Origin of the sequence: Sporosarcina sp. P26b, assembly GCF_002743245.1 — a bacterium.
Classification (GTDB): domain Bacteria; phylum Bacillota; class Bacilli; order Bacillales_A; family Planococcaceae; genus Sporosarcina; species Sporosarcina ureae_C.
On record NZ_PDYW01000003.1, the window covers coordinates 66155 to 85272 of the forward strand.

The following is a 19118-nucleotide window of genomic DNA, read 5'->3' on the forward strand; positions in this document are numbered from 1 at the left end:
TCTGTTAAGTTATGTAGATTACCAAAGTTTTGAAATTTTTCGATGGAACGCCGTGTGAGGTGAAAGTCTCACGCACGGTGTGAAGTGGGGGAAAAGCCGGAGATAACTTTCAAAGGTTTACCTATCACTATACGGCGTAACAAGCGTCACTGTGCTAACGACAGCACTTGAACGTCTCGGTGCTAAAGTGAACTTTGCCATTCCGAACCGTTTTGAACACGGTTATGGACCGAATAGCGACTACTTTGAACAACTACATATAGACGGAACCGAAGTGCTCATTACCGTTGATAACGGAATTTCAGGCATTGAGCAAGTCGCATTTGCGAAATCGCTCGGCATGACGATCATCGTTACTGATCACCACGAAATGGGCGAAGTATTGCCTGATGCGGACGCAGTCATTCATCCTCGTCATCCTGAAGGCAATTACCCGTTTGGAGAACTCGCGGGGGTAGGTGTAGCGTTCAAACTCGCTTCTGCGCTACTTGGAGAGCCACCACTCGACTTGTTAGAATTTGTCGCAATCGGCACCATTGCAGATTTGGTTCCGCTAGAAGATGAGAACCGGTATATGGTGAAGGAAGGGATTCGCAGATTGCGTCGCACGCAGCGTTCGGGAATTAAAGCATTGATGCAAGTGAGCGGACATGACCAGAACGCATTATCGGAAGAAACGATTGGCTTTACGATAGGTCCACGCTTAAATGCACCTGGGCGACTCGGTGATGCGGACGTCGCTGTGGAGTTATTGAAGTCTGACAATGATCAACAAGCGCTCGGAATTGCGGAGTCATTGAATGATTTGAATAAAGAAAGGCAACAATTGGTGAAAGAGATCGCAAAAGAGGCGGAAGAACAAGTGGAAATTCGCTATGGCGATCAAATTCCTCACGTTTTAATCGTCGAAGGTGAAGGTTGGAATCCGGGTGTTGTCGGCATCGTGTCGTCGAGGTTGACGGAGAAACACTACCGTCCTTCCATCATTTTGTCGCTTGACCATGAGACAGGGATCGCAAAAGGTTCTGCCCGCAGTATCGAAGGCTTTGATTTGTATAAGGAATTGTCTAAGAATGCATCGATTCTGCCACATTTCGGCGGGCATGCGATGGCGGCTGGAATGTCATTGAAAATAGAAGATGTCGAATTATTGCGTTCGAATTTGAATGAACAGGCGAGAGACGTGTTGACGGAAGAAGACCTTCAGCCTATTTTATCGATCGATGTACCGCTGTCGATGAATGAAATTGATATTGCGTCCATCGAAGCGCTTGAGAAAATCCGACCATTTGGTATGGGGTTCCCGAAGCCTGTTTTCTTGCTTGAAGATCTAGATACGATATCTGTCCGCAAAATCGGTACGGCGAAAGATCATCTAAAACTGGAAATGGGTGATCACGGTGAGCGACTGGACGCGATTTATTTCGGAGCGGGTGCATTGGCAGATGAAATGGCACCACAGAGTAAGTTGAGTTTGACGGGTGATTTGCAGATCAATGAATGGAACGGCAATAAGAAAGCGCAGTTGCTTGTTGGTGACGTAAAATGTGACGAATGGCAGTTGTTTGATTATCGTGGAATTCGTGAACCGGCTAGATGGTTGCCGATGATTCCAGATAAAGCGCAATTCATTGCGTTCAGTGAAGAAGCCATTCAGCATTTCGCACCATTCTTTAAAGAAGTTCCGATTGCTTTGATCGGACGCGATGAAGTGTATCCGTCTTCCGCGATTGTTTTGCTCGATATGCCACAGGCGAAAGAACAGTTGAAGCTAGTGATGGAAAAGACGCTTGCTGACCGTGTCTATCTACATCTACATGTGCATGATTCGATGTACTTCGAAAAGATGCCCGACCGCCAACAATTTGGTTGGTATTACAGCTTTTTGAAAAAGCGGGAGACATTTGATATGTACAATCAAATCGAAATGCTTTCAAAACATAAAGGTTGGAAAAAAGACGTAATTAAGTTCATGACAAAAGTGTTTTATGAACTAGAATTTGTTACACTAGAGAATGGTAAGGTGACGATGCTAGAATCTGCCGGCAAACGTGATTTGGCAGAAGCACCATCCTATAAAAAACGCCAACAGCAAATTAAACTAGAAGAGTTATTGCTTTATGCTCCGTATCAGGACTTAAAGAAAGTATTCGATTCTTTACGTGAGACAGACGCTGTTGAGGAGGAAAAACTGTGGACTTAAAAAAGTTTGTAACGACTGTAGACGATTATCCGAAACCGGGTGTCAGCTTTAAGGACATCACGACGATCATGGATAACGGAGAAGCATATAAATATGCGACAGACCAAATTGTCGAGTATGCGAAAGGATTGGACGTAGATATTATCGTGGGGCCGGAAGCACGCGGTTTCATCATCGGATGTCCTGTGGCCTATGCCCTTCAAATCGGTTTTGCGCCGGTTCGTAAGCCGGGGAAATTACCTCGCGAAACTATTTCGGTCTTCTATGATCTGGAATATGGACAAGATGAACTAACGATCCACAAAGATGCGATCAAGCCTGGACAGCGTGTACTCGTTGTCGATGATTTGCTTGCAACTGGCGGTACAGTGGGTGCAACGGTCGAATTAATCGAGAAACTAGGCGGCGTAGTGGCTGGCTGTGCATTCTTGATCGAACTGACGTACTTAGAAGGTCGCAAAAAGTTGACGAATGAAAACATCAAGGCGCTTATTACGTATTAATTCCTAACGAATCCTTCGCTAAACGCGGAGGATTCTTGTTATATGGGCACTGAGTTTGATTCGCTTTAACGATAAATGATATTATACATATACTACTAAAAAAATTATCTAAATATTTACGGAATAGGTTGAAAGGGGTAACATAATGGCGAAAAATCAAGACCTGACAGAACAAGACGTATACGACTTGGTCGCCAAATACATGAATGAAGAGCACGTCGAATTCATTAAGCGCGCGTATGTCATGGCGAAAAAGTCTCACGAAGGACAGTTTAGAACTTCAGGTGAGCCGTATATCAACCATCCGATTCAAGTGGCAGGCATTTTGGCTGAACTTCAAATGGATCCAGAAACCGTTGCGGCAGGCTTTTTGCACGACGTGGTAGAGGATACGGAGATCAGCCGTGAAGATATCATCCGCGAATTTGGTGATGAAGTCGCGATGCTCGTGGATGGCGTAACGAAGCTCGATAAATTAAAATTCAGATCCAATGAAGAAAAACAAGCGGAAAACCACCGCAAAATGTTTATCGCGATGGCACAAGATATCCGTGTCATTCTAATTAAATTGGCGGACCGCTTACATAATATGCGGACATTGAAGCATGTTCCTGCTGCTAAACAACGTCGTGTCTCCGAAGAAACACTGGAAATTTTCTCTCCACTTGCTCATCGTCTTGGAATTTCCACGATTAAGTGGGAGCTCGAAGATATTGCATTACGCTATTCCAATCCGCAACAGTATTATCGCATCGTGAATTTGATGAAGCAAAAGCGGACAGAACGTGAACAATATTTGACAGACGTCATGAACCAGATGCGTGTCGAACTGGACGAAATGGGTATTGCGGCAGAAATGCATGGCAGACCGAAGCATTTGTATTCCATATATCAAAAAATGGTCATTCAGAAAAAAGAATTCAATGAAATTTATGATTTATTAGCAGTCCGTATTGTGGTGAAAAGTATCAAGGATTGCTACGCGGCGCTCGGGATTATCCATACGCTATGGAAGCCGATGCCTGGACGATTCAAGGACTATATCGCGATGCCGAAACAAAATTTGTACCAGTCAATTCATACGACGGTCGTGGGGCCTGCAGGAGATCCTCTCGAAGTGCAAATTCGTACAGAAGAGATGCACAGAATTTCTGAATTTGGTGTAGCGGCACATTGGGCGTATAAAGAAGGTAAACCAGTGGCAAAACTGGATAGTGATATTGATTCGAAATTTACATGGTTCCGTGAGATTCTTGAAATTCAAAATGAATCTTCCAATGCGCAGGAATTTATGGAATCATTGAAGTTCGATTTATTCTCGGACATGGTCTATGTATTTACACCAGACGGGGATGTTGTCGAATTGCCGCAAGGATCGGTGCCAATCGATTTTGCTTATCGTGTGCACTCCGAAGTCGGTAACCGGACGACGGGTGCAAAAGTCAATGGTAAAATTGTTCCTTTGGATTCGGCGTTGTCGACTGGCGACATTGTGGAAATTTTGACATCGAAACAATCATTTGGCCCAAGTCGTGATTGGCTGAAACTGGCTCATACTTCTCAAGCGAAAAATAAAATTCGCCAGTACTTTAAAAAGCAATTACGCGACGAGAACATCGACAAGGGTAGCGAAATGATCCAGAAGGAATTGAAAGCTGAAGAGTATGACGTCAAAGAAGCGTTGAGTAAAGAAAATATGCAGCGCACGATTGATAAATTCAGTTTCACTTCTGAAGAAGATCTCTACGCAGCAGTCGGATCAGGCGGCATTACCGCACAACAAGTTGTCAATCGACTAGCTGAGCGAATGCGCAAGGAACGCGTGAAGCAAGAAACGATTGACAAAATCGTTTCGGATATTCATACGCCGAAGCCTGAGAAACAAACCGAATCAGGCGTAATCGTCAAGGACATTGATAATATGTTGATTCGTATTTCGAAGTGTTGTAATCCTGTTCCAGGCGATGAAATTGTAGGCTTCATTACACGTGGACGCGGGGTTTCTGTTCACCGTACCGATTGTCCGAACGTTTTATCCGAACAAGGACAGCAAGAGCGAATTATCGACGTAGACTGGGCGGTTCAGGATGAGAAGGTTAAAAAAGAATTCCAAGTTGATATTGAAATTTCAGCGTTTGACCGACAAGGCTTGCTGAATGAAGTGATGATGGTCGTGGCCGATATGAATACGCCGATTATCGCGGTTAGCGGTAAAGCAGATAAAGACGATATCGCGCATATCCATATGTCGATCAAAATCCAGAACATCACTCATCTACAGCGTACCGTCGAGAAAATCAAACAAATTAAAGATGTGTATTCCGTAGAACGCGTGATGAACTAAACAGGAGGTGTGAACATGCGAGTCTTATTACAGCGTGCGAAAGATGCTTCTGTAACAGTTGACGGAGAAATTACGGGTGCCATTTCAATAGGTTATGTATTGCTTGTTGGCATCACGCATGATGATACTGAACAAGATGCCAACTATATTGCGAATAAAATTGCGGGCTTGCGCATTTACGAAGACGACGAAGGAAAATTGAATCGTTCGATCAATGAAGTCAATGGCGCGATCTTATCGGTTTCCCAGTTTACTTTGTATGGCAACGTACAAAAAGGCCGTCGTCCAAGCTTTATTGACGCAGCGAAAACTGATGTAGCAGAACCGTTATGGGAATACTTCAATGAACAGCTGCGTAGTCACGGACTCCACGTCGAAACGGGACAGTTCGGTGCGATGATGGACGTGCAGTTGACGAATGATGGTCCGGTGACGTTGATGATTGAGTCGAAGTGATGAGGTGGTGTGCGTGTGATAAGTCTATGAGCAGTTGCGTGGCGTGATAGAGCGCTTGGCTGAATTCTATGAGCGAATAACAGGCGCGATAGAGCGGTCACGACGTTTCATAGAGCACTCACGAGTTCGAATAGAGCGGATGAACAGTTTGTATGAGCATTCGCTAATTCTCCCCATCACATATAATTCGTCAAACGAGTTGACAGTATCGGCGGTTGCGACTAACATAGATAGTAATCGAATTAATTCATACACCGATGATGTGGAAAATATCTTTACTACAGGCTGGAAAGAGAACGGGGAACTTGGCTGAAATTCCCTGACAGAACCGTAAAGCGAACAACACCACGGAGGATTCATGCTGAAAGTAGTAGGCATGGACGGAACCGGCCGTTATCCGGATTCGAGTGGGCACAATTGTGTCAATTTGGGTGGAACCGCGGAAGCTACAAGCTCTCGTCCCTGTTTTATTAGGGATGGGAGCTTTTTTGTGTTTTCTGGAAGTTCACCCGTTATCAGATGATCGAAAGGAGTTTTACTTATGAATTTTAAGGTTCCCCGCGGTACACAGGATATTCTTCCTGACGTTTCTTGGAAGTGGCAACGCGTTGAAAAAATTGCACGTTCGATTTGCGACGTTTACAACTACAAAGAAATCCGCACACCGATTTTTGAGCAAACTGAATTATTCCAGCGCACAGTTGGAGATACGACAGACATTGTGCAAAAAGAAATGTACACGTTCACGGACAGAGGCGATCGTTCGATGACATTGCGCCCTGAAGGCACAGCACCTGTCGTTCGTTCATTCGTCGAACACAAAATGTTTGGATACGCAGATCAGCCTGTGAAGCTATATTACACAGGTCCGATGTTCCGCTATGAGCGCCAACAAGCCGGCCGTTATCGCCAATTCGTCCAGTTCGGCGTAGAGGCAATCGGTAGCGCGGACCCAGCAATCGATGCAGAAGTGATTGAATTGGCAATGAACATTTACAAAAAAACCGGTCTATCGGACATCAAACTCGTGTTGAATTCACTTGGAGACAAGGAATCACGCGACGCGCACCGTGAAGCGTTGATCGCACACTTCAGTCCGCGCATTGAGGAATTCTGTTCAGACTGCCAAAACCGTCTGGAAAAAAACCCATTGCGCATTCTCGACTGTAAAGTGGACAGAGAACATCCATTGATGACAACAGCTCCGTCACTCGCTGATTATCTTAATGAAGAATCAAGCGCATATTTCGAGAAAGTGAAAAACTACTTGAACATCGCGGGCATCGAGTACGAATACGACCCGAATCTCGTACGTGGACTTGACTACTACAACCACACGGCATTCGAAATCATGAGCACGTCTAAAGGCTTCGGTGCGATTACGACTCTTTGTGGTGGCGGACGCTATAATGGGCTTGCTGAAGAAATCGGCGGCCCACCTGCTCCCGGGATCGGCTTCGCCCTCAGCATCGAGCGACTTTTGCTGGCGCTTGATGCAGAAGGAAAGTCCTTCACGGACGAACCGTCACTCGATGTTTACCTCGTCACACTAGGCGACGCAGCACGCGAAAAAGGCTTCGAGATCCTTAGCAAACTACGCGACAATGGCTTGCGTAGCGAGATGGACTACATGGACCGCAAGATGAAGGCCCAGATGAAGTCCGCTGACCGCTTGCAAGCGAACCACGTCATCGTCATAGGCGAGGACGAAGTGAACGAAAACGTCGTCCAGCTAAAGAACATGGCAGACGGAGAACAGAAGAAGGTTGCGGTTGATGAATTGATTGGGGAATTAAAGAAGTAAGAGCAGGAAACGTCATGGGGATTTCCGTTCCGAGCGGACGCTTTCCTGCGGGCATGGCTTGAGCCTCCTCGGCGCTTCGCTTCTGCGGGGTCTCAAGGCTCATGCTATTCCCGCGGGAGTCGCCGCTCTGCACTCCAATCCCTACTTTTAGAGGGGGAAGTACTTCGTTACTGTTCTTGAATTTAAATAAATTTAAAAAGTACATTAAGTCACTTATGAACTTCAGTGATGTCATTAACTAATCATAGTCTCCACATAGGATTGGAGCGTAAGAGGGGCGACTCGCGGAGGATCAGTCCGACAGGTGAGACAACCAAAGGAAGCATAGCGACCTGGTTGGCTCACCGCGGGCCCTCGGGAAAGCGTCCCCTCTGAAGCGCAAATCCCATGCTCAACACCATGTAGCTCTCTATATTTAATAATATTTACAAAATACAATCCAAACATCAGAAGGGTAGTGTAGCACTATGCAACGCACACATTATTGTGGGAACTTATCAGAACTACAAATCGGAGAAGAAGTCACGCTTAAAGGTTGGGTGCAGAAGCGCCGTGACCTTGGTGGTCTGATCTTTATCGACGTCCGCGACCGCGCAGGTATCGTCCAGACGGTATTCAACCCGGACATCTCCAAAGAAGCACTAGAAATTGCTGAAACACTTCGTAACGAATACGTCATCGAAGTAACGGGCCTCGTGATCGAACGTCAAGAACGCACAAAGAACAAAAACATCGCGACAGGCGCAATCGAAGTTCAAGTGGTTGAAGTGAAAGTCATCAACGAAGCGAAGAACCCACCATTTACAATCGAAGACGAAACGGATGTAGGCGAAGAAACGCGTCTGAAGTATCGTTACCTCGATCTTCGTCGTCCTGAGCTTGCAAAAGTGTTCAAAATGCGTTCGGACATCACGAAAACGGTTCGTAATTTCTTGGATGATGAAGGATTCTTGGAAGTAGAAACACCGATCCTGACGAAATCAACTCCTGAAGGCGCGCGTGACTATTTAGTGCCAAGCCGTGTTCACGAAGGTGAATTCTACGCATTGCCACAGTCACCACAGTTATTCAAGCAGTTATTGATGGTGTCTGGTTTCGACCGTTACTACCAAATCGCTCGTTGTTTCCGCGATGAAGATTTACGTGCAGACCGTCAACCGGAATTCACGCAAATCGATATGGAAATGAGCTTTATGTCAATCGAAGAAATTTTGGAGCTTAACGAACGCTTAATCAAAAAAGTGATGAAAGACGTCAAGCAAGTAGATGTGGAAACACCATTTAAACGTCTTCCATATGATGAGGCAATGGGTCGTTACGGTTCAGATAAGCCGGACACTCGTTTCGGAATGGAATTAACGGATGTTTCGGAGATTGTTAAAGATTCTTCATTCAAAGTATTCGCTGGCGCAGTTGAAGCAGGCGGACAAGTGAAGTTGATCAACGTTAAGGGTGCTGCAGAAAAGTATTCCCGTAAAGACATCGATGCCCTTGGTGAATTTGCGAAAGTGTACGGCGCTAAAGGAATGGCTTGGTTGAAAGTGACGGAAGACGGCTTTAACGGCCCGATTGCGAAATTCTTCGACGGTGAAATTGGCGAAGCATTGAAAGCGGCTGGCGACGGAGAACCTGGAGATTTATTCTTGTTCGGAGCTGACAAGAAGTCAGTTGTAGCCGATTCACTTGGCGCATTGCGTCTGAAGTTAGGAAAAGAATTGGACTTAATCGATCAGTCTCAATACAACTTCCTATGGGTAACGGATTGGCCGTTATTCGAGTACGACGAGGAAGATGGCCGTTACTACGCAGCGCATCACCCATTCACGATGCCTGCTGACGTGGAAGAATTGAAGACGAGCCCGGAAACTGTAAAAGCACAAGCGTATGACTTAGTATTGAACGGCTATGAGCTTGGTGGCGGATCATTGCGTATTTATCAGCGTGACGTACAAGAAGCGATGTTCAAAGCACTTGGCTTTACCGATGAGCAAGCGCGCGAGCAGTTCGGATTCTTGTTGGATGCGTTCGAATATGGAACACCTCCGCATGGCGGAATCGCGTTCGGTCTTGACCGTATCGTGATGTTGCTTGCAGGATCTACCAACTTACGTGACACCATCGCGTTCCCTAAAACAGCTAGTGCGAGCGATCTATTGACAGAAGCACCAAGTTCTGTAGATGACGCCCAGCTGAAAGAACTCGGGATTAAAGTAGTCGCTGAACCAGTAAAAAAGTGAGTATCTAACTATTTTCAGAACACTTTATACAAATTGATTGAATTATAAAAACGTGTGTGATAAGATGAAGTTAGTAGAAATCCTGAAGTGTTCGTCATTTGTAAATTAGTTTTGACCCAACATCTTATCGTCGGGAGTTCAACGTTATAGCTTGGATGACATGCCTTTAATCGGGACGCCAAAAGAGTTATACAGGACACCCACCTGCTATTAGCGGGTTCAAAGCGATATTCAAAGACGGCACAGTCGGGATTTCACTTAACTTTAAAATTTCAACCTTCTTGCGGAAGCGAGGAGGTTTTTTATTGCCTAAAATTCAGTTAGTTGCGCGAATACAGGTGGCTGTTTTAGGATAGAGATAATACAATTTACGATAAAGGATGCGGTATAGATGTTACATCAATTTTCAAGAAATGAATTGTCAATCGGTACAGAAGGCGTGGAGCGAATGAAAGGCAAGACTGTGGCCATTCTAGGTGTGGGGGGAGTCGGTTCATTTGCTGCCGAAGCATGCGCGCGCACAGGTGTTGGACGAATTATCTTGGTAGATAAAGATACGATCGACGTTACCAATATCAATCGTCAACTGGTCGCCTATTTGTCTACTGTCGGGCGTTCGAAGTCGGAAGTCATGAAAGAACGTATCTTGGATATTAACGCCGAGTGTGAAGTGATCGATCTACATATGTTTTACACAGATGAAACAGCGGAAGAATTTTTCTCATATAAACCCGATTATGTTATCGATGCATCGGATACGATTAGCTATAAAATTCATTTGATTCAGCAATGTCTTGAACGCGGCGTGAAAGTGATTTCGAGTATGGGTGCTGCGAATAAAACGGATCCGACGCGATTCCAAATTGCGGATATTTCGAAAACGCATACTGATCCACTCGCGAAAGTAATGCGTCTTCGTTTGCGCAAACTTGGTATTCCAAAAGGTGTGCCGGTCGTATTTTCTGATGAAAGTCCGATTGTCGTGCGTGAAGACGTCCTTGAAACGGTCGGAAAAGCGGATGCATCCATTCGAAAAGCACAAATGCCTCCAGCTTCCAATGCATTTTGTCCGTCTGTGGCTGGTTTAATTCTCGCCAGTTGGGTATTAAATGATATAGTGGCAGATATTCCAGTAGAACGTGTCAATGATGCCAAATAAAGGAGAGATCGAATATGAAGACAACTGAAATGATCATTAATGGTAAGCAGATCGGTAAGGAGTTAGAAAAAATCGATGTAGTAAATCCTTCAACTGGTGAGACAATCGGTGCAGTGCCTAAAGGAGGCAAAGCAGAAGCTACGCAAGCAGTCGATGCCGCTTCTGCAGCGTTTTCAGACTGGGCAGCGTTGTCAGCATATGAGCGCAGCGCCTATTTAATGAAATGGCATGCGTTGATTGAGGAAAATGAAGAAAGCGTAGCCGACACTATGACGACTGAGCAAGGCAAGCCGTTAGCCGAAGCGCTTGGCGAAATGCGTTATTCGAATGGTTACATTAGCTGGTTTGCTGAAGAGGGTAAGCGGATTTATGGTGAAACCATTCCGGCTACACAATCGAATAAGCGATTGTTCGTGCAAAAGCAACCAGTAGGTGTAATCGCGTCGATTACGCCATGGAACTTTCCAGCGGCTATGATTGCGCGTAAAGTCGCTCCGGCTCTCGCAGCAGGCTGTACGGTCGTCATGAAGCCAGCTTCTCAGACACCGCTTACTGCAATCCGTTTAATAGAGCTAGCGCAAGAAGCAGGTATTCCGGATGGTGTTCTTAACATCGTAACAGGTAGTGCGAGTGAAATTGCAGAAGCATGGCAAGAAGACGGTCGTGTGCGCAAGCTGACGTTTACAGGATCTACTGAAATCGGTAAGACATTGATGAAAGGTGCAGCCGATACGATGAAGAAGATTTCATTGGAACTCGGTGGGCAGGCACCGGCGATTATTATGGCGGACGCGGATCTGGATAAAGCAGTAGATGGCGTTATCGCAGCGAAATTCCGTAATGCAGGACAAACATGTGTTTGTGCCAACCGTATTTATGTTCATTCATCAATCGTTGAAGAATTCACAAAGCGCATTGCAGAGGAAACGAAGAAATTGAAAGTCGGCGACGGCAAAGAAGAAGGCGTCGTAATTGGTCCGTTAATTGACCAAGATGCAATCGATAAAGTGGATGAGCATGTACAAGATGCGAAATCTAAAGGGGCAACAGTTGTTACTGGCGGTGAACTCATTAAAGGCTTATTCTACCAACCGACTGTCTTAAAAGATGTAACAGACGACATGCTCTGTATGCAAGAAGAGACATTTGGCCCGGTATTGCCAATTACCACGTTTGAAACACAAGAGGAAGTAATCAAGCGTGCAAATGATACAGTATTTGGACTAGCGTCATACGTCTTCACGGAGAATATCACAAAAGGTATTCAGATTTGCGAAGCGTTAGATTATGGTATCGTGGGTCTAAATGACGGCTTACCATCTGCTCCACAAGCTCCATTTGGCGGCTTTAAACAAAGTGGTCTTGGACGCGAAGGCGGACATCAAGGAATGGATGAATACTTGGAAGTAAAATATATTTCATTAGGCTTATAATAAAAAAAGAAGCAAAAGGGAAGAGTTCGACTCATCCCTTTTGCTTCTTTTAATTGGTTTTGAACTCACGTAAAATGCTATTTCCGTCTAGTACTTTAAAATGTGCAGTCATCGTCCGGTCGTTTACACTATCCGCTGAGACATGATGACCGAATTTTGGAACATAGACGCGGTCCAGTCCGAAATTCACGATATAATGGTCGTTCTGACGGTATTCTCGTTCCGTCGTTTGCGCCAACCATCCCATTAGATACACGCCTTCCGCAGGCTTTTTATTGCTCAATGAAACGACTTGATGCACATCTCCTTTTTGTTCCAATACGCCAAACACTCGTGTTTGACCTAAATCATCTGGTTTCATTAAAGCGGTTATCAAACTAGGAGTCATGCGCTCTTTCGGTACTTTTTCCACATCATAGCGCAACATGACATAGTTTTCGTTCGTGTCTTGCTCGGTGATGGTTTCAGATTGAAGATAAATATCCGCTCCGTTTTTGAGTGTGGTGAAGTAGGGAACCGTGAGACTGGCTAGGATGAGCAGGGGAACGATGAAGAGAATCGATATACTGAATTTACTATGCTTAGGGCCCATTTCAGAGTCACCGCCTTTCTGCAGTTTCATAAAAAAGTTTCTTCTTATGTACAGATAGCATGTGCAGTTTAAGTGTATTTTAGTAAGTATTTACCCAAATTTTTTATTTCAGAAACCTTTCACATCTGTTTGTATGGGGAGAGTGATTTACGTTTTGTTGCATTTGAGCGTACTTTGCTGCGTAGGTTGTGGTTTTTGCAGGTGGTTTTTTTGGGTGGAGATTGGAGTTTGGTAGTAGTTTAGCTGGCGTTGTAAGTGTATATGGCCATTCAGGTCCTCTAAGAAACGCGTCCGCCTGGAACACAGATCAACGGTGCCTTCCCACTATCCCATACGCTATCTCCTAACAAAAAACTGCCGCAAAAGTCATATGACTCTCGCGGCAGTACTTTTATTAAATCAATAATCCGAACAACGTACTATCCTTATTCACTTCTTTATAAGGGAAGCCGTTCTTTTCCATTCGTGCAATCAGCCCATTATAGTCTTCTTTGCGCTTAATCTCAATTCCAACAAGACCGGGGCCGCTTTCTTTATTATTCTTCTTCGTATACTCAAACATCGTAATATCATCCTCAGGCCCAAGCACACCATCAAGGAACTGACGCAATGCACCTGCACGTTGTGGGAAATCGACCAAGAAATAATACAACAAGCCTTCATAAATCATCGACTTCTCTTTAATCTCCTGCATTCGTCCGATATCATTATTACCGCCACTGATCACACAAACGACGCACTTGCCTTTGATTTCATTCTTATAAAAATCAAGTGCTGCAATCGGAAGGGCGCCTGCTGGCTCCGCGATAATCGCGTGTTCATTGTATAGATCAAGAATTGCGGTACATACTTTCCCCTCAGGGACACTGACGATGTTTTCAAGATATTCATTGCAAATTTCATAATTAAGCTCGCCCACACACTTCACGGCTGCTCCATCGACAAATTTATCGATATTGGCTAGCGGCACGATCTTTTGTGCATCAATCGACGCTTTCATACTAGCGGCGCCTGCTGGCTCTGCCCCAATCATTTTCGTATGAGGCGACAAGTTTTTGATGTACGTGCTGATACCAGACATCAATCCACCGCCGCCGATACTTGCGAAGACATAATCGATCGGTTCTTCAATATCATTCATAATTTCGACAGCCACTGTCCCTTGGCCCGCGATAATATCCTTATCATTGAAAGGATGAATGAAAATACGCTTTTCTTTTTCCATTAATTCGACTGCACTTTCGAAACAATCATCGAAAGTATCACCGACTAAAATGATTTCGATACGATCGCGTCCGAACATTTTCACCATATTAACTTTCTGTTTAGGGGTCGTTTGTGGCATAAAGATTTTGCCGTCAATGTCCAGGTTCGCACAAGCGAATGCTACGCCTTGTGCATGGTTTCCTGCACTCGCACAGACAATTCCTTTTTTACGAGCTTCTGTTTCAATGCGTTTCATCTTATAATACGCACCGCGCAGTTTAAAGGAACGGACATGCTGCAAATCTTCGCGCTTAATATACACGTGGCAATCATACTTTTCCGATAGACGATCATTCTTCTGTAAAGGCGTGTGCGCAACTATGTCTTTCAGCAACTGGTTGGCAATTAAGATATCTTCTACTTGTACACTTTGAGTTTCCATTTTTTTCACCTTCATCACTTATCATCTAACCTCCGTTACTGAGTCAACGTTTACTCATAATAACATGAAAAAAACTGATTGAACATAAGAAAGTTCTAAATTGTGTGTTTATTTTATGAAGTTTGATAAAAAGGAAAAAGTCTTGTAGATGTAAGCGGTTACTTGATTGGTGAGATTTCTAACATATCCATTTCATTATTCATTTAATAAATTCATGCAAAAATTTATCAGCTTTTTGTGATGAAATACTAGTAAGTACATTCACTAATAGGGAAGTCTTTTCTTAGTTATACGTAAATAAGCATTGTTTAATTCACCGATGCAAGGGAAAACTAATATATGAAGAACTAACACATCAGAAAGGAAGCGTTTGTTCATGCAGAAATGGGATAGTAGACCAGAGAAGCCTGATAACATGCAATGGACGGTGTTTGTTATAACTCTTGTCATCATCGCGGCTGTGATGGTATACGGCCTGATGATGTAAAGTAAAAAAGTGGTATGTCAGTACAGTGACATACCACTTTCTATTTTAAAGCACATAATCTATCATTCGTCGTGCTCTTTTGGAATTCGTCGCGAAATAATAGCTTCTGTCTGAAATGAATGACAACTCAGACTACTCTGTTATATATTAATAACAAGAAAAGAAGCTGTATCAGTACAGAAGAATACTAATTAACCGAATGGAGGAATGAACGATGAAAAAGAACACAGAGCAGACGAGACAAATGGTGGAAAAGGTTTGTACAGAATGTGGTAACCAATTCAAGGAAAAGCAAGAATCTGTAATGTACGAATGCGAGCGTTGCGTCGGACGACATGAACATTAATAAAGAATCCTATGCTTCTAATGGGGCATAGGATTTTTTGCACGAAATAGCATGACTATTGCCAAATACATAGCAAATACAAAATCCCTCGCCTGTAAAAATTAGCTGAGGGATTTTGTAATATAGAAATACTCTATATTCAGCTCATGATAAAGTAGTATTCACCAATAATAGGTTGATCTCTTCGATATTAGAGTTTGATCTTATACTAACTAAGTTAAAAAACGACACCAAGTTGATCGAAGTGGAAGGCGGCGACTCGGGGAGGATCAGCTCGACAGGAGAGACAACTAAGAGAGCGAAGCGAACAGTTGGCTCACCGCGAGCCCTCCCGAACGCGTCCGCCTGGAACGTAGATCAACTTTTCTCTCCCCGTCCCCATTTACAAAACATGAAAAGTAAAATTCCTAAATCCGATTACAGAACTTTAGATGTTTAATGTTTTAGAAAAACTGAGAGTGGTATAGAATGATAAGGTGTATTTAGTCTGTTAGAGAGGAGGATGTATGTATGGCGTACATTGGTCTACTATTGATCGCAATCTCACTATTGATTGTCGCCATCTACCTTTCATTGTTACTGACGAAGTCTTCAAACTTATTGCTGACAGTCATGGGAACGGTAAAAGGGGTAGAGGCAGAGCTGGACAAAAGCATGGAGCAATTATATGGAACCTTAAATGAGACGGAACAACTGGCAACAGATGTTCAAGTGAAACTCGCTGCAACGACACCTTTATTTTCTACTATTGAAAATATCGGACGGTCAAGCCAGTACTTGAGTGAAGAAGTAAACAAACGGACAAGACAGTTTGAAGAGGACGGTTCTCTTCCGGGAACAGAAAAGTTCGTTCAAGCCATTCAATATGGAGAGTTCGGCGCTCAGGTTTATAATTCATGGCAACGCGGCAAAAGAAGTACAAAAACTACGTAAAAGGAAATGAGGGTTGAGAATGGATCTCGTTGGAATTGGCGTTATACTGATTGGTATTGCCTTCGTCATTTTAGCTATCTATTTCGCTAAAGTACTACAACAAGTTGGAAATATCCTACACGATGTCGATGAGACAGTAGGGGCACTTCCGAAACAACTTGACGGTATCTTGGATGAAACAGGAAACTTAATCAAAAACAGTAATGATTCATTAGCAGATATCAATACAAAAATTGAAAATCTCACACCATTGTTCCAAGTAATCGGGGACCTTGGCGAATCTACACATCAATTAACTTCTTCACTTGTGGACGTGTCATCATCTGTCCAACAAAAAGGAGAGCACACAGACACATCAGAGCAAAACAAAAAACTAGGCAACATCTACGGTTCAGCCATGCTAGGTTACTACATCTTCAAAAAGCGTAAACAATCCGTAAGTACAGCAAAAGACCACGCAGAGCAGAACCAACCAACAAAAAGACTACCAGCGCCAGACTCTATCTAAGCGCTGGCAAAGACTGAAGACCAAACCTACCCAGGCTTGATCTTCAGTCTTTTTTTTGCTTCTAACCTAGTGAGTGGGGAAGTAGAAACGTCATTGAACTCACTACGGCGCTAGCAGATAGCTTCCGTGAAAAGCCAAGGACAGGTAAGGGCGCCTGTCCCTGTCTCTTCACTACGCCTACTGCTTGGGAGGCGCCTTCGTTCGGTTTAGGTAGGACAGATAGTGTTTCGCTTTAGAATAGAATCAGATTGAAAGTGGGAAATTGACTAATGTTTTATCTTTTATTATTTCTCCACGTTTGCTTCTTTATCCCAACCCACAAAAAAAAGAGCCATTCACAAAGTCTCTGTAAGACTCTCTGAACAGCTCTTCCACTTATGGTCGCATCTTCTTAAGCTCTTTGCGCTGCTGCATCAAATAAAACGCCAGCGTCGCCACACCATACAACCCTTTATACTCTTTCTCTCGGACAAACTCACCCGCATGGCCTACACGATCTTTAAAACGAATCGTCGTATCCAGTGCAGCCGTCGTTACCTCACGTGAAGCCTCACCGACATCTCCAACAATCTGGAAAACAGGAGTGACTTCATAAATCTGCTTGTTTACATTACTGATCGTATCATTTGTCGTATGAAGGATCTGCTGTGTCTGACCCGTAACTTCCGCTACCGTTGACGGCAGGGTATCGGTCGTCTTCTTGACACTCTCCAACACCTCGGTCAACTTCCCGAGCGGTTTGATCAACACGATTGCGACAATTAGTAGCGCGATGCCAATTAGCAGTACGCCTATTCCTAGTACCCAATCCATCAAGTTCACCTCTCTCCGTTATTCTGCTTCATTTTGTAATACATCTTGGACGCTACTTCAGACAATGCAGTCGTCTGCTCCATCAACTTGGCATACTTGCCATGAGGCGCTGATACTTGATCCGCCATTTTAGCGATAGAGTTCTGCACGTACTCGGTGGATTCACGAAGTTCTTTCGCTGAAGCCGCCAATCCGTCAACCGATTGCAGTTTTGCATTCGCATCTTCTGCAATTTGGTTCGTCTGCGTCATGAGCTGATCGGCTTTATCCGTAATCCCGCCCACTTTCAGTTCTACACGTTTCATCGTTTCTTTTACATCTGTCATTGCTTCTTTGACCGCTTTGGCTGTTTTGATAATAGCAATTGCGATAACTACTAAAGCCGCAACGGCGACTATGGCACTAATATACAAGAGCACCTTCAATCTAGTCACCTCCACATAATAAGTGCGTTTCTAACCTTGAACGTCTTACTTACGTTTAAACGGGTAAACGTTCTATATCCTTGTCATTCCACAAATGAAAGTAATCTAAACACTGGCATGCTAATTAACTAGAAATACTCTACTTTTACATCGTATATGTGAGTAAAGTACCTCAAATGTGATATAATTTTTCAATCAGACGTAGAAGGAGTGAAAAAAATGCCTTGTAAAGGTTGCATTGTCCGTGATATTGATTATGAAGTATCATTTGAAAAATGTCAGCAACCCGCACTGATCGTTTCAATAGAAGAGCATTTGAAACGAGCTCACATGCTGGTGCGCCAGGAAGACCAAACATTTCATGTAAAAGAACAAGGGATAAAAGAATTATACGACTTTTGCGTCGATCATGCAGTAGAAATGGATTCTATTCAGTTTCGTCTGGACCAAACCGACTGGCGACCGTTCACGGAAGTCATGCAAGTCGTCGAAATGCAGTGGATTGACCAAGTGATTAAAGATGAACAACTAACGAGCCACTATCAGCCTATTGTTACACCGGACCTTGAGATTTATGCTTATGAATTACTCGCACGTTTCTACCATAAAGACGGTAGAGTGATCTATCCAAATGAAATCTTCACCGCAGCAAAAGAACGCGGTAGGTTATATGCTCTCGACAGAGTCTGTCGTCTGACGGCCGTTCGGTATGCAAAGCGTATTACGCAAAAAGCATTCATTAATTTCATTCCAACGTCTATATATTCACCTGAGTTTTGCTTGCGATCTACTATTAAATTAGCGAATGATTTGGAGATTGACCCATACCGTTTGATTTTTGAAGTAGTGGAGTCAGAAAAAGTAGAAGACATGGACCATTTAAAAACCATTTTGGAGTACTATCATTCAAGAGGATTCGAGTATGCGCTTGACGATGTAGGGGAAGGCTATAACACGGTTGAAGTATTGTCTTTTCTTCGTCCGAACTATATGAAGCTTGATATTAAGTATGTGCAAGGTGTCGCTACTGATCCTGCTAAGCAAGTTATAGCAGCGAAGTTTCTTGAAAAAGCGCTAGCGGTAGATGCGATTCCATTAGCGGAAGGGATAGAAGAAGTAGAAGATTTTGAGTGGTTGAAAGCGAAAGGATACCAATTATTTCAAGGTTATTTATTTGGTAAACCTTCAGCAGTTCCACTAGCTGAAATCTTGATATGAAGCATACGT

16 protein-coding genes, 1 other RNA gene, 1 pseudogene and 1 other annotated feature are annotated in these 19118 nt (G+C 43.8%); of the genes and pseudogenes, 14 read left to right on the forward strand and 4 right to left on the reverse strand.

The features are described from left to right. Positions 1 to 145: 145 nt before the first annotated feature. From recJ to CSV69_RS04140, 10 genes and pseudogenes are all read left to right on the forward strand, one after another. Positions 146 to 1528: pseudogene (gene recJ / locus CSV69_RS04100) on the forward strand (single-stranded-DNA-specific exonuclease RecJ); the annotation flags it as partial. A gap of 33 nt (positions 1529 to 1561) precedes the next feature. Beyond that, positions 1562 to 2203 carry a single-stranded-DNA-specific exonuclease C-terminal domain-containing protein gene (locus tag CSV69_RS17235; RefSeq protein WP_255396849.1) on the forward strand — a complete coding sequence of 214 codons (642 nt, stop codon included), beginning with the start codon at positions 1562 to 1564 and terminating at the stop codon, positions 2201 to 2203. Continuing rightward, the gene (locus tag CSV69_RS04105; protein WP_085426367.1) at positions 2194 to 2706 is read left to right on the forward strand and encodes an adenine phosphoribosyltransferase; all 513 of its coding nucleotides are present in this window, start codon (positions 2194 to 2196) and stop codon (positions 2704 to 2706) included. The genes CSV69_RS17235 and CSV69_RS04105 overlap by 10 nt, the downstream gene beginning before the upstream one ends. A gap of 145 nt (positions 2707 to 2851) precedes the next feature. Further along, positions 2852 to 5050, forward strand: a complete 2199-nt coding sequence (locus CSV69_RS04110; protein WP_099625902.1) for a RelA/SpoT family protein — start codon at positions 2852 to 2854, stop codon at positions 5048 to 5050. 15 nt (positions 5051 to 5065) lie between these two features. Continuing rightward, positions 5066 to 5506, forward strand: coding sequence for a D-aminoacyl-tRNA deacylase (gene dtd, locus CSV69_RS04115; RefSeq protein ID WP_099625903.1), 441 nt, complete (start codon positions 5066 to 5068; stop codon positions 5504 to 5506). 248 nt (positions 5507 to 5754) lie between these two features. Continuing rightward, positions 5755 to 5973, forward strand: a binding site (T-box leader). Positions 5974 to 6047: 74 nt separating this feature from the next. Further along, positions 6048 to 7310, forward strand: coding sequence for a histidine--tRNA ligase (gene hisS / locus CSV69_RS04120; RefSeq protein ID WP_085426364.1), 1263 nt, complete (start codon positions 6048 to 6050; stop codon positions 7308 to 7310). Between the two features lie 467 nt (positions 7311 to 7777). Continuing rightward, entirely contained in the window at positions 7778 to 9547 is a 1770-nt protein-coding gene (gene aspS, locus CSV69_RS04125; RefSeq protein ID WP_099625905.1) for an aspartate--tRNA ligase, read from the forward strand. Positions 9548 to 9623: 76 nt separating this feature from the next. Continuing rightward, positions 9624 to 9804, forward strand: a non-coding RNA gene (gene ssrS / locus CSV69_RS04130) — 6S RNA. 134 nt (positions 9805 to 9938) lie between these two features. Then, positions 9939 to 10706, forward strand: a complete 768-nt coding sequence (locus CSV69_RS04135; protein WP_085426362.1) for a tRNA threonylcarbamoyladenosine dehydratase — start codon at positions 9939 to 9941, stop codon at positions 10704 to 10706. Positions 10707 to 10720: 14 nt separating this feature from the next. Beyond that, positions 10721 to 12139, forward strand: a complete 1419-nt coding sequence (locus CSV69_RS04140; protein ID WP_085426361.1) for an NAD-dependent succinate-semialdehyde dehydrogenase — start codon at positions 10721 to 10723, stop codon at positions 12137 to 12139. 49 nt (positions 12140 to 12188) lie between these two features. On the opposite strand, the gene CSV69_RS04145 is transcribed toward CSV69_RS04140, so the two are convergent. After that, entirely contained in the window at positions 12189 to 12761 is a 573-nt protein-coding gene (locus CSV69_RS04145; RefSeq protein ID WP_099692771.1) for a GDYXXLXY domain-containing protein, read from the reverse strand. Positions 12762 to 13125: 364 nt separating this feature from the next. Then, a complete protein-coding gene (gene ilvA, locus CSV69_RS04150; RefSeq protein WP_085428957.1) occupies positions 13126 to 14394 on the reverse strand; it encodes a threonine ammonia-lyase IlvA in 1269 nt (422 codons plus the stop codon). A gap of 686 nt (positions 14395 to 15080) precedes the next feature. On the opposite strand from ilvA, the gene yhfH reads away from it, so the two are divergent. The 3 genes from yhfH (at position 15081) to CSV69_RS04165 (ending at position 16653) form a co-directional block, all read left to right on the forward strand. Then, positions 15081 to 15212, forward strand: a complete 132-nt coding sequence (gene yhfH / locus CSV69_RS04155; protein ID WP_085426359.1) for a protein YhfH — start codon at positions 15081 to 15083, stop codon at positions 15210 to 15212. 510 nt (positions 15213 to 15722) lie between these two features. Next, positions 15723 to 16145, forward strand: a complete 423-nt coding sequence (locus CSV69_RS04160) for a DUF948 domain-containing protein (protein ID WP_085426358.1) — start codon at positions 15723 to 15725, stop codon at positions 16143 to 16145. Positions 16146 to 16164: 19 nt separating this feature from the next. Next, positions 16165 to 16653 (forward strand): DUF948 domain-containing protein, encoded by a 489-nt coding sequence (locus CSV69_RS04165; protein ID WP_232319572.1) that lies wholly within the window; start codon positions 16165 to 16167, stop codon positions 16651 to 16653. A 375-nt stretch (positions 16654 to 17028) separates the two neighbouring features. Here the strand turns inward: CSV69_RS04165 and CSV69_RS04170 are convergent, their stop codons facing one another. Together CSV69_RS04170 and CSV69_RS04175 are read right to left on the reverse strand one after the other, a co-directional pair. Further along, complete coding sequence (locus CSV69_RS04170; protein ID WP_085426356.1) at positions 17029 to 17466, reverse strand: DUF948 domain-containing protein; 438 nt, start codon at positions 17464 to 17466, stop codon at positions 17029 to 17031. Between the two features lie 5 nt (positions 17467 to 17471). Then, positions 17472 to 17885 (reverse strand): DUF948 domain-containing protein, encoded by a 414-nt coding sequence (locus CSV69_RS04175; protein ID WP_233192330.1) that lies wholly within the window; start codon positions 17883 to 17885, stop codon positions 17472 to 17474. Positions 17886 to 18110: 225 nt separating this feature from the next. Between CSV69_RS04175 and CSV69_RS04180 the strand changes: the two genes are divergently transcribed. Beyond that, on the forward strand, positions 18111 to 19109 hold the full coding sequence (locus CSV69_RS04180) for an EAL domain-containing protein (RefSeq protein ID WP_099625908.1): 999 nt from the start codon (positions 18111 to 18113) through the stop codon (positions 19107 to 19109). Positions 19110 to 19118 lie beyond the last annotated feature (9 nt).

Bases quoted from the DNA above. Each gene is read 5' to 3' on its own strand.
- CSV69_RS04110 (WP_099625902.1), top strand. From the start codon at position 2,852: ATGGCGAAAAATCAAGACCTGACAGAACAAGACGTATACGACTTGGTC.
- dtd (WP_099625903.1), top strand. From the start codon at position 5,066: ATGCGAGTCTTATTACAGCGTGCGAAAGATGCTTCTGTAACAGTTGAC.
- hisS (WP_085426364.1), top strand. From the start codon at position 6,048: ATGAATTTTAAGGTTCCCCGCGGTACACAGGATATTCTTCCTGACGTT.
- aspS (WP_099625905.1), top strand. From the start codon at position 7,778: ATGCAACGCACACATTATTGTGGGAACTTATCAGAACTACAAATCGGA.
- CSV69_RS04135 (WP_085426362.1), top strand. From the start codon at position 9,939: ATGTTACATCAATTTTCAAGAAATGAATTGTCAATCGGTACAGAAGGC.
- CSV69_RS04140 (WP_085426361.1), top strand. From the start codon at position 10,721: ATGAAGACAACTGAAATGATCATTAATGGTAAGCAGATCGGTAAGGAG.
- CSV69_RS04145 (WP_099692771.1), bottom strand. From the start codon at position 12,761: ATGAAACTGCAGAAAGGCGGTGACTCTGAAATGGGCCCTAAGCATAGT.
- ilvA (WP_085428957.1), bottom strand. From the start codon at position 14,394: ATGAAGGTGAAAAAAATGGAAACTCAAAGTGTACAAGTAGAAGATATC.
- yhfH (WP_085426359.1), top strand. From the start codon at position 15,081: ATGAAAAAGAACACAGAGCAGACGAGACAAATGGTGGAAAAGGTTTGT.
- CSV69_RS04160 (WP_085426358.1), top strand. From the start codon at position 15,723: ATGGCGTACATTGGTCTACTATTGATCGCAATCTCACTATTGATTGTC.
- CSV69_RS04165 (WP_232319572.1), top strand. From the start codon at position 16,165: ATGGATCTCGTTGGAATTGGCGTTATACTGATTGGTATTGCCTTCGTC.
- CSV69_RS04170 (WP_085426356.1), bottom strand. From the start codon at position 17,466: ATGGATTGGGTACTAGGAATAGGCGTACTGCTAATTGGCATCGCGCTA.
- CSV69_RS04180 (WP_099625908.1), top strand. From the start codon at position 18,111: ATGCCTTGTAAAGGTTGCATTGTCCGTGATATTGATTATGAAGTATCA.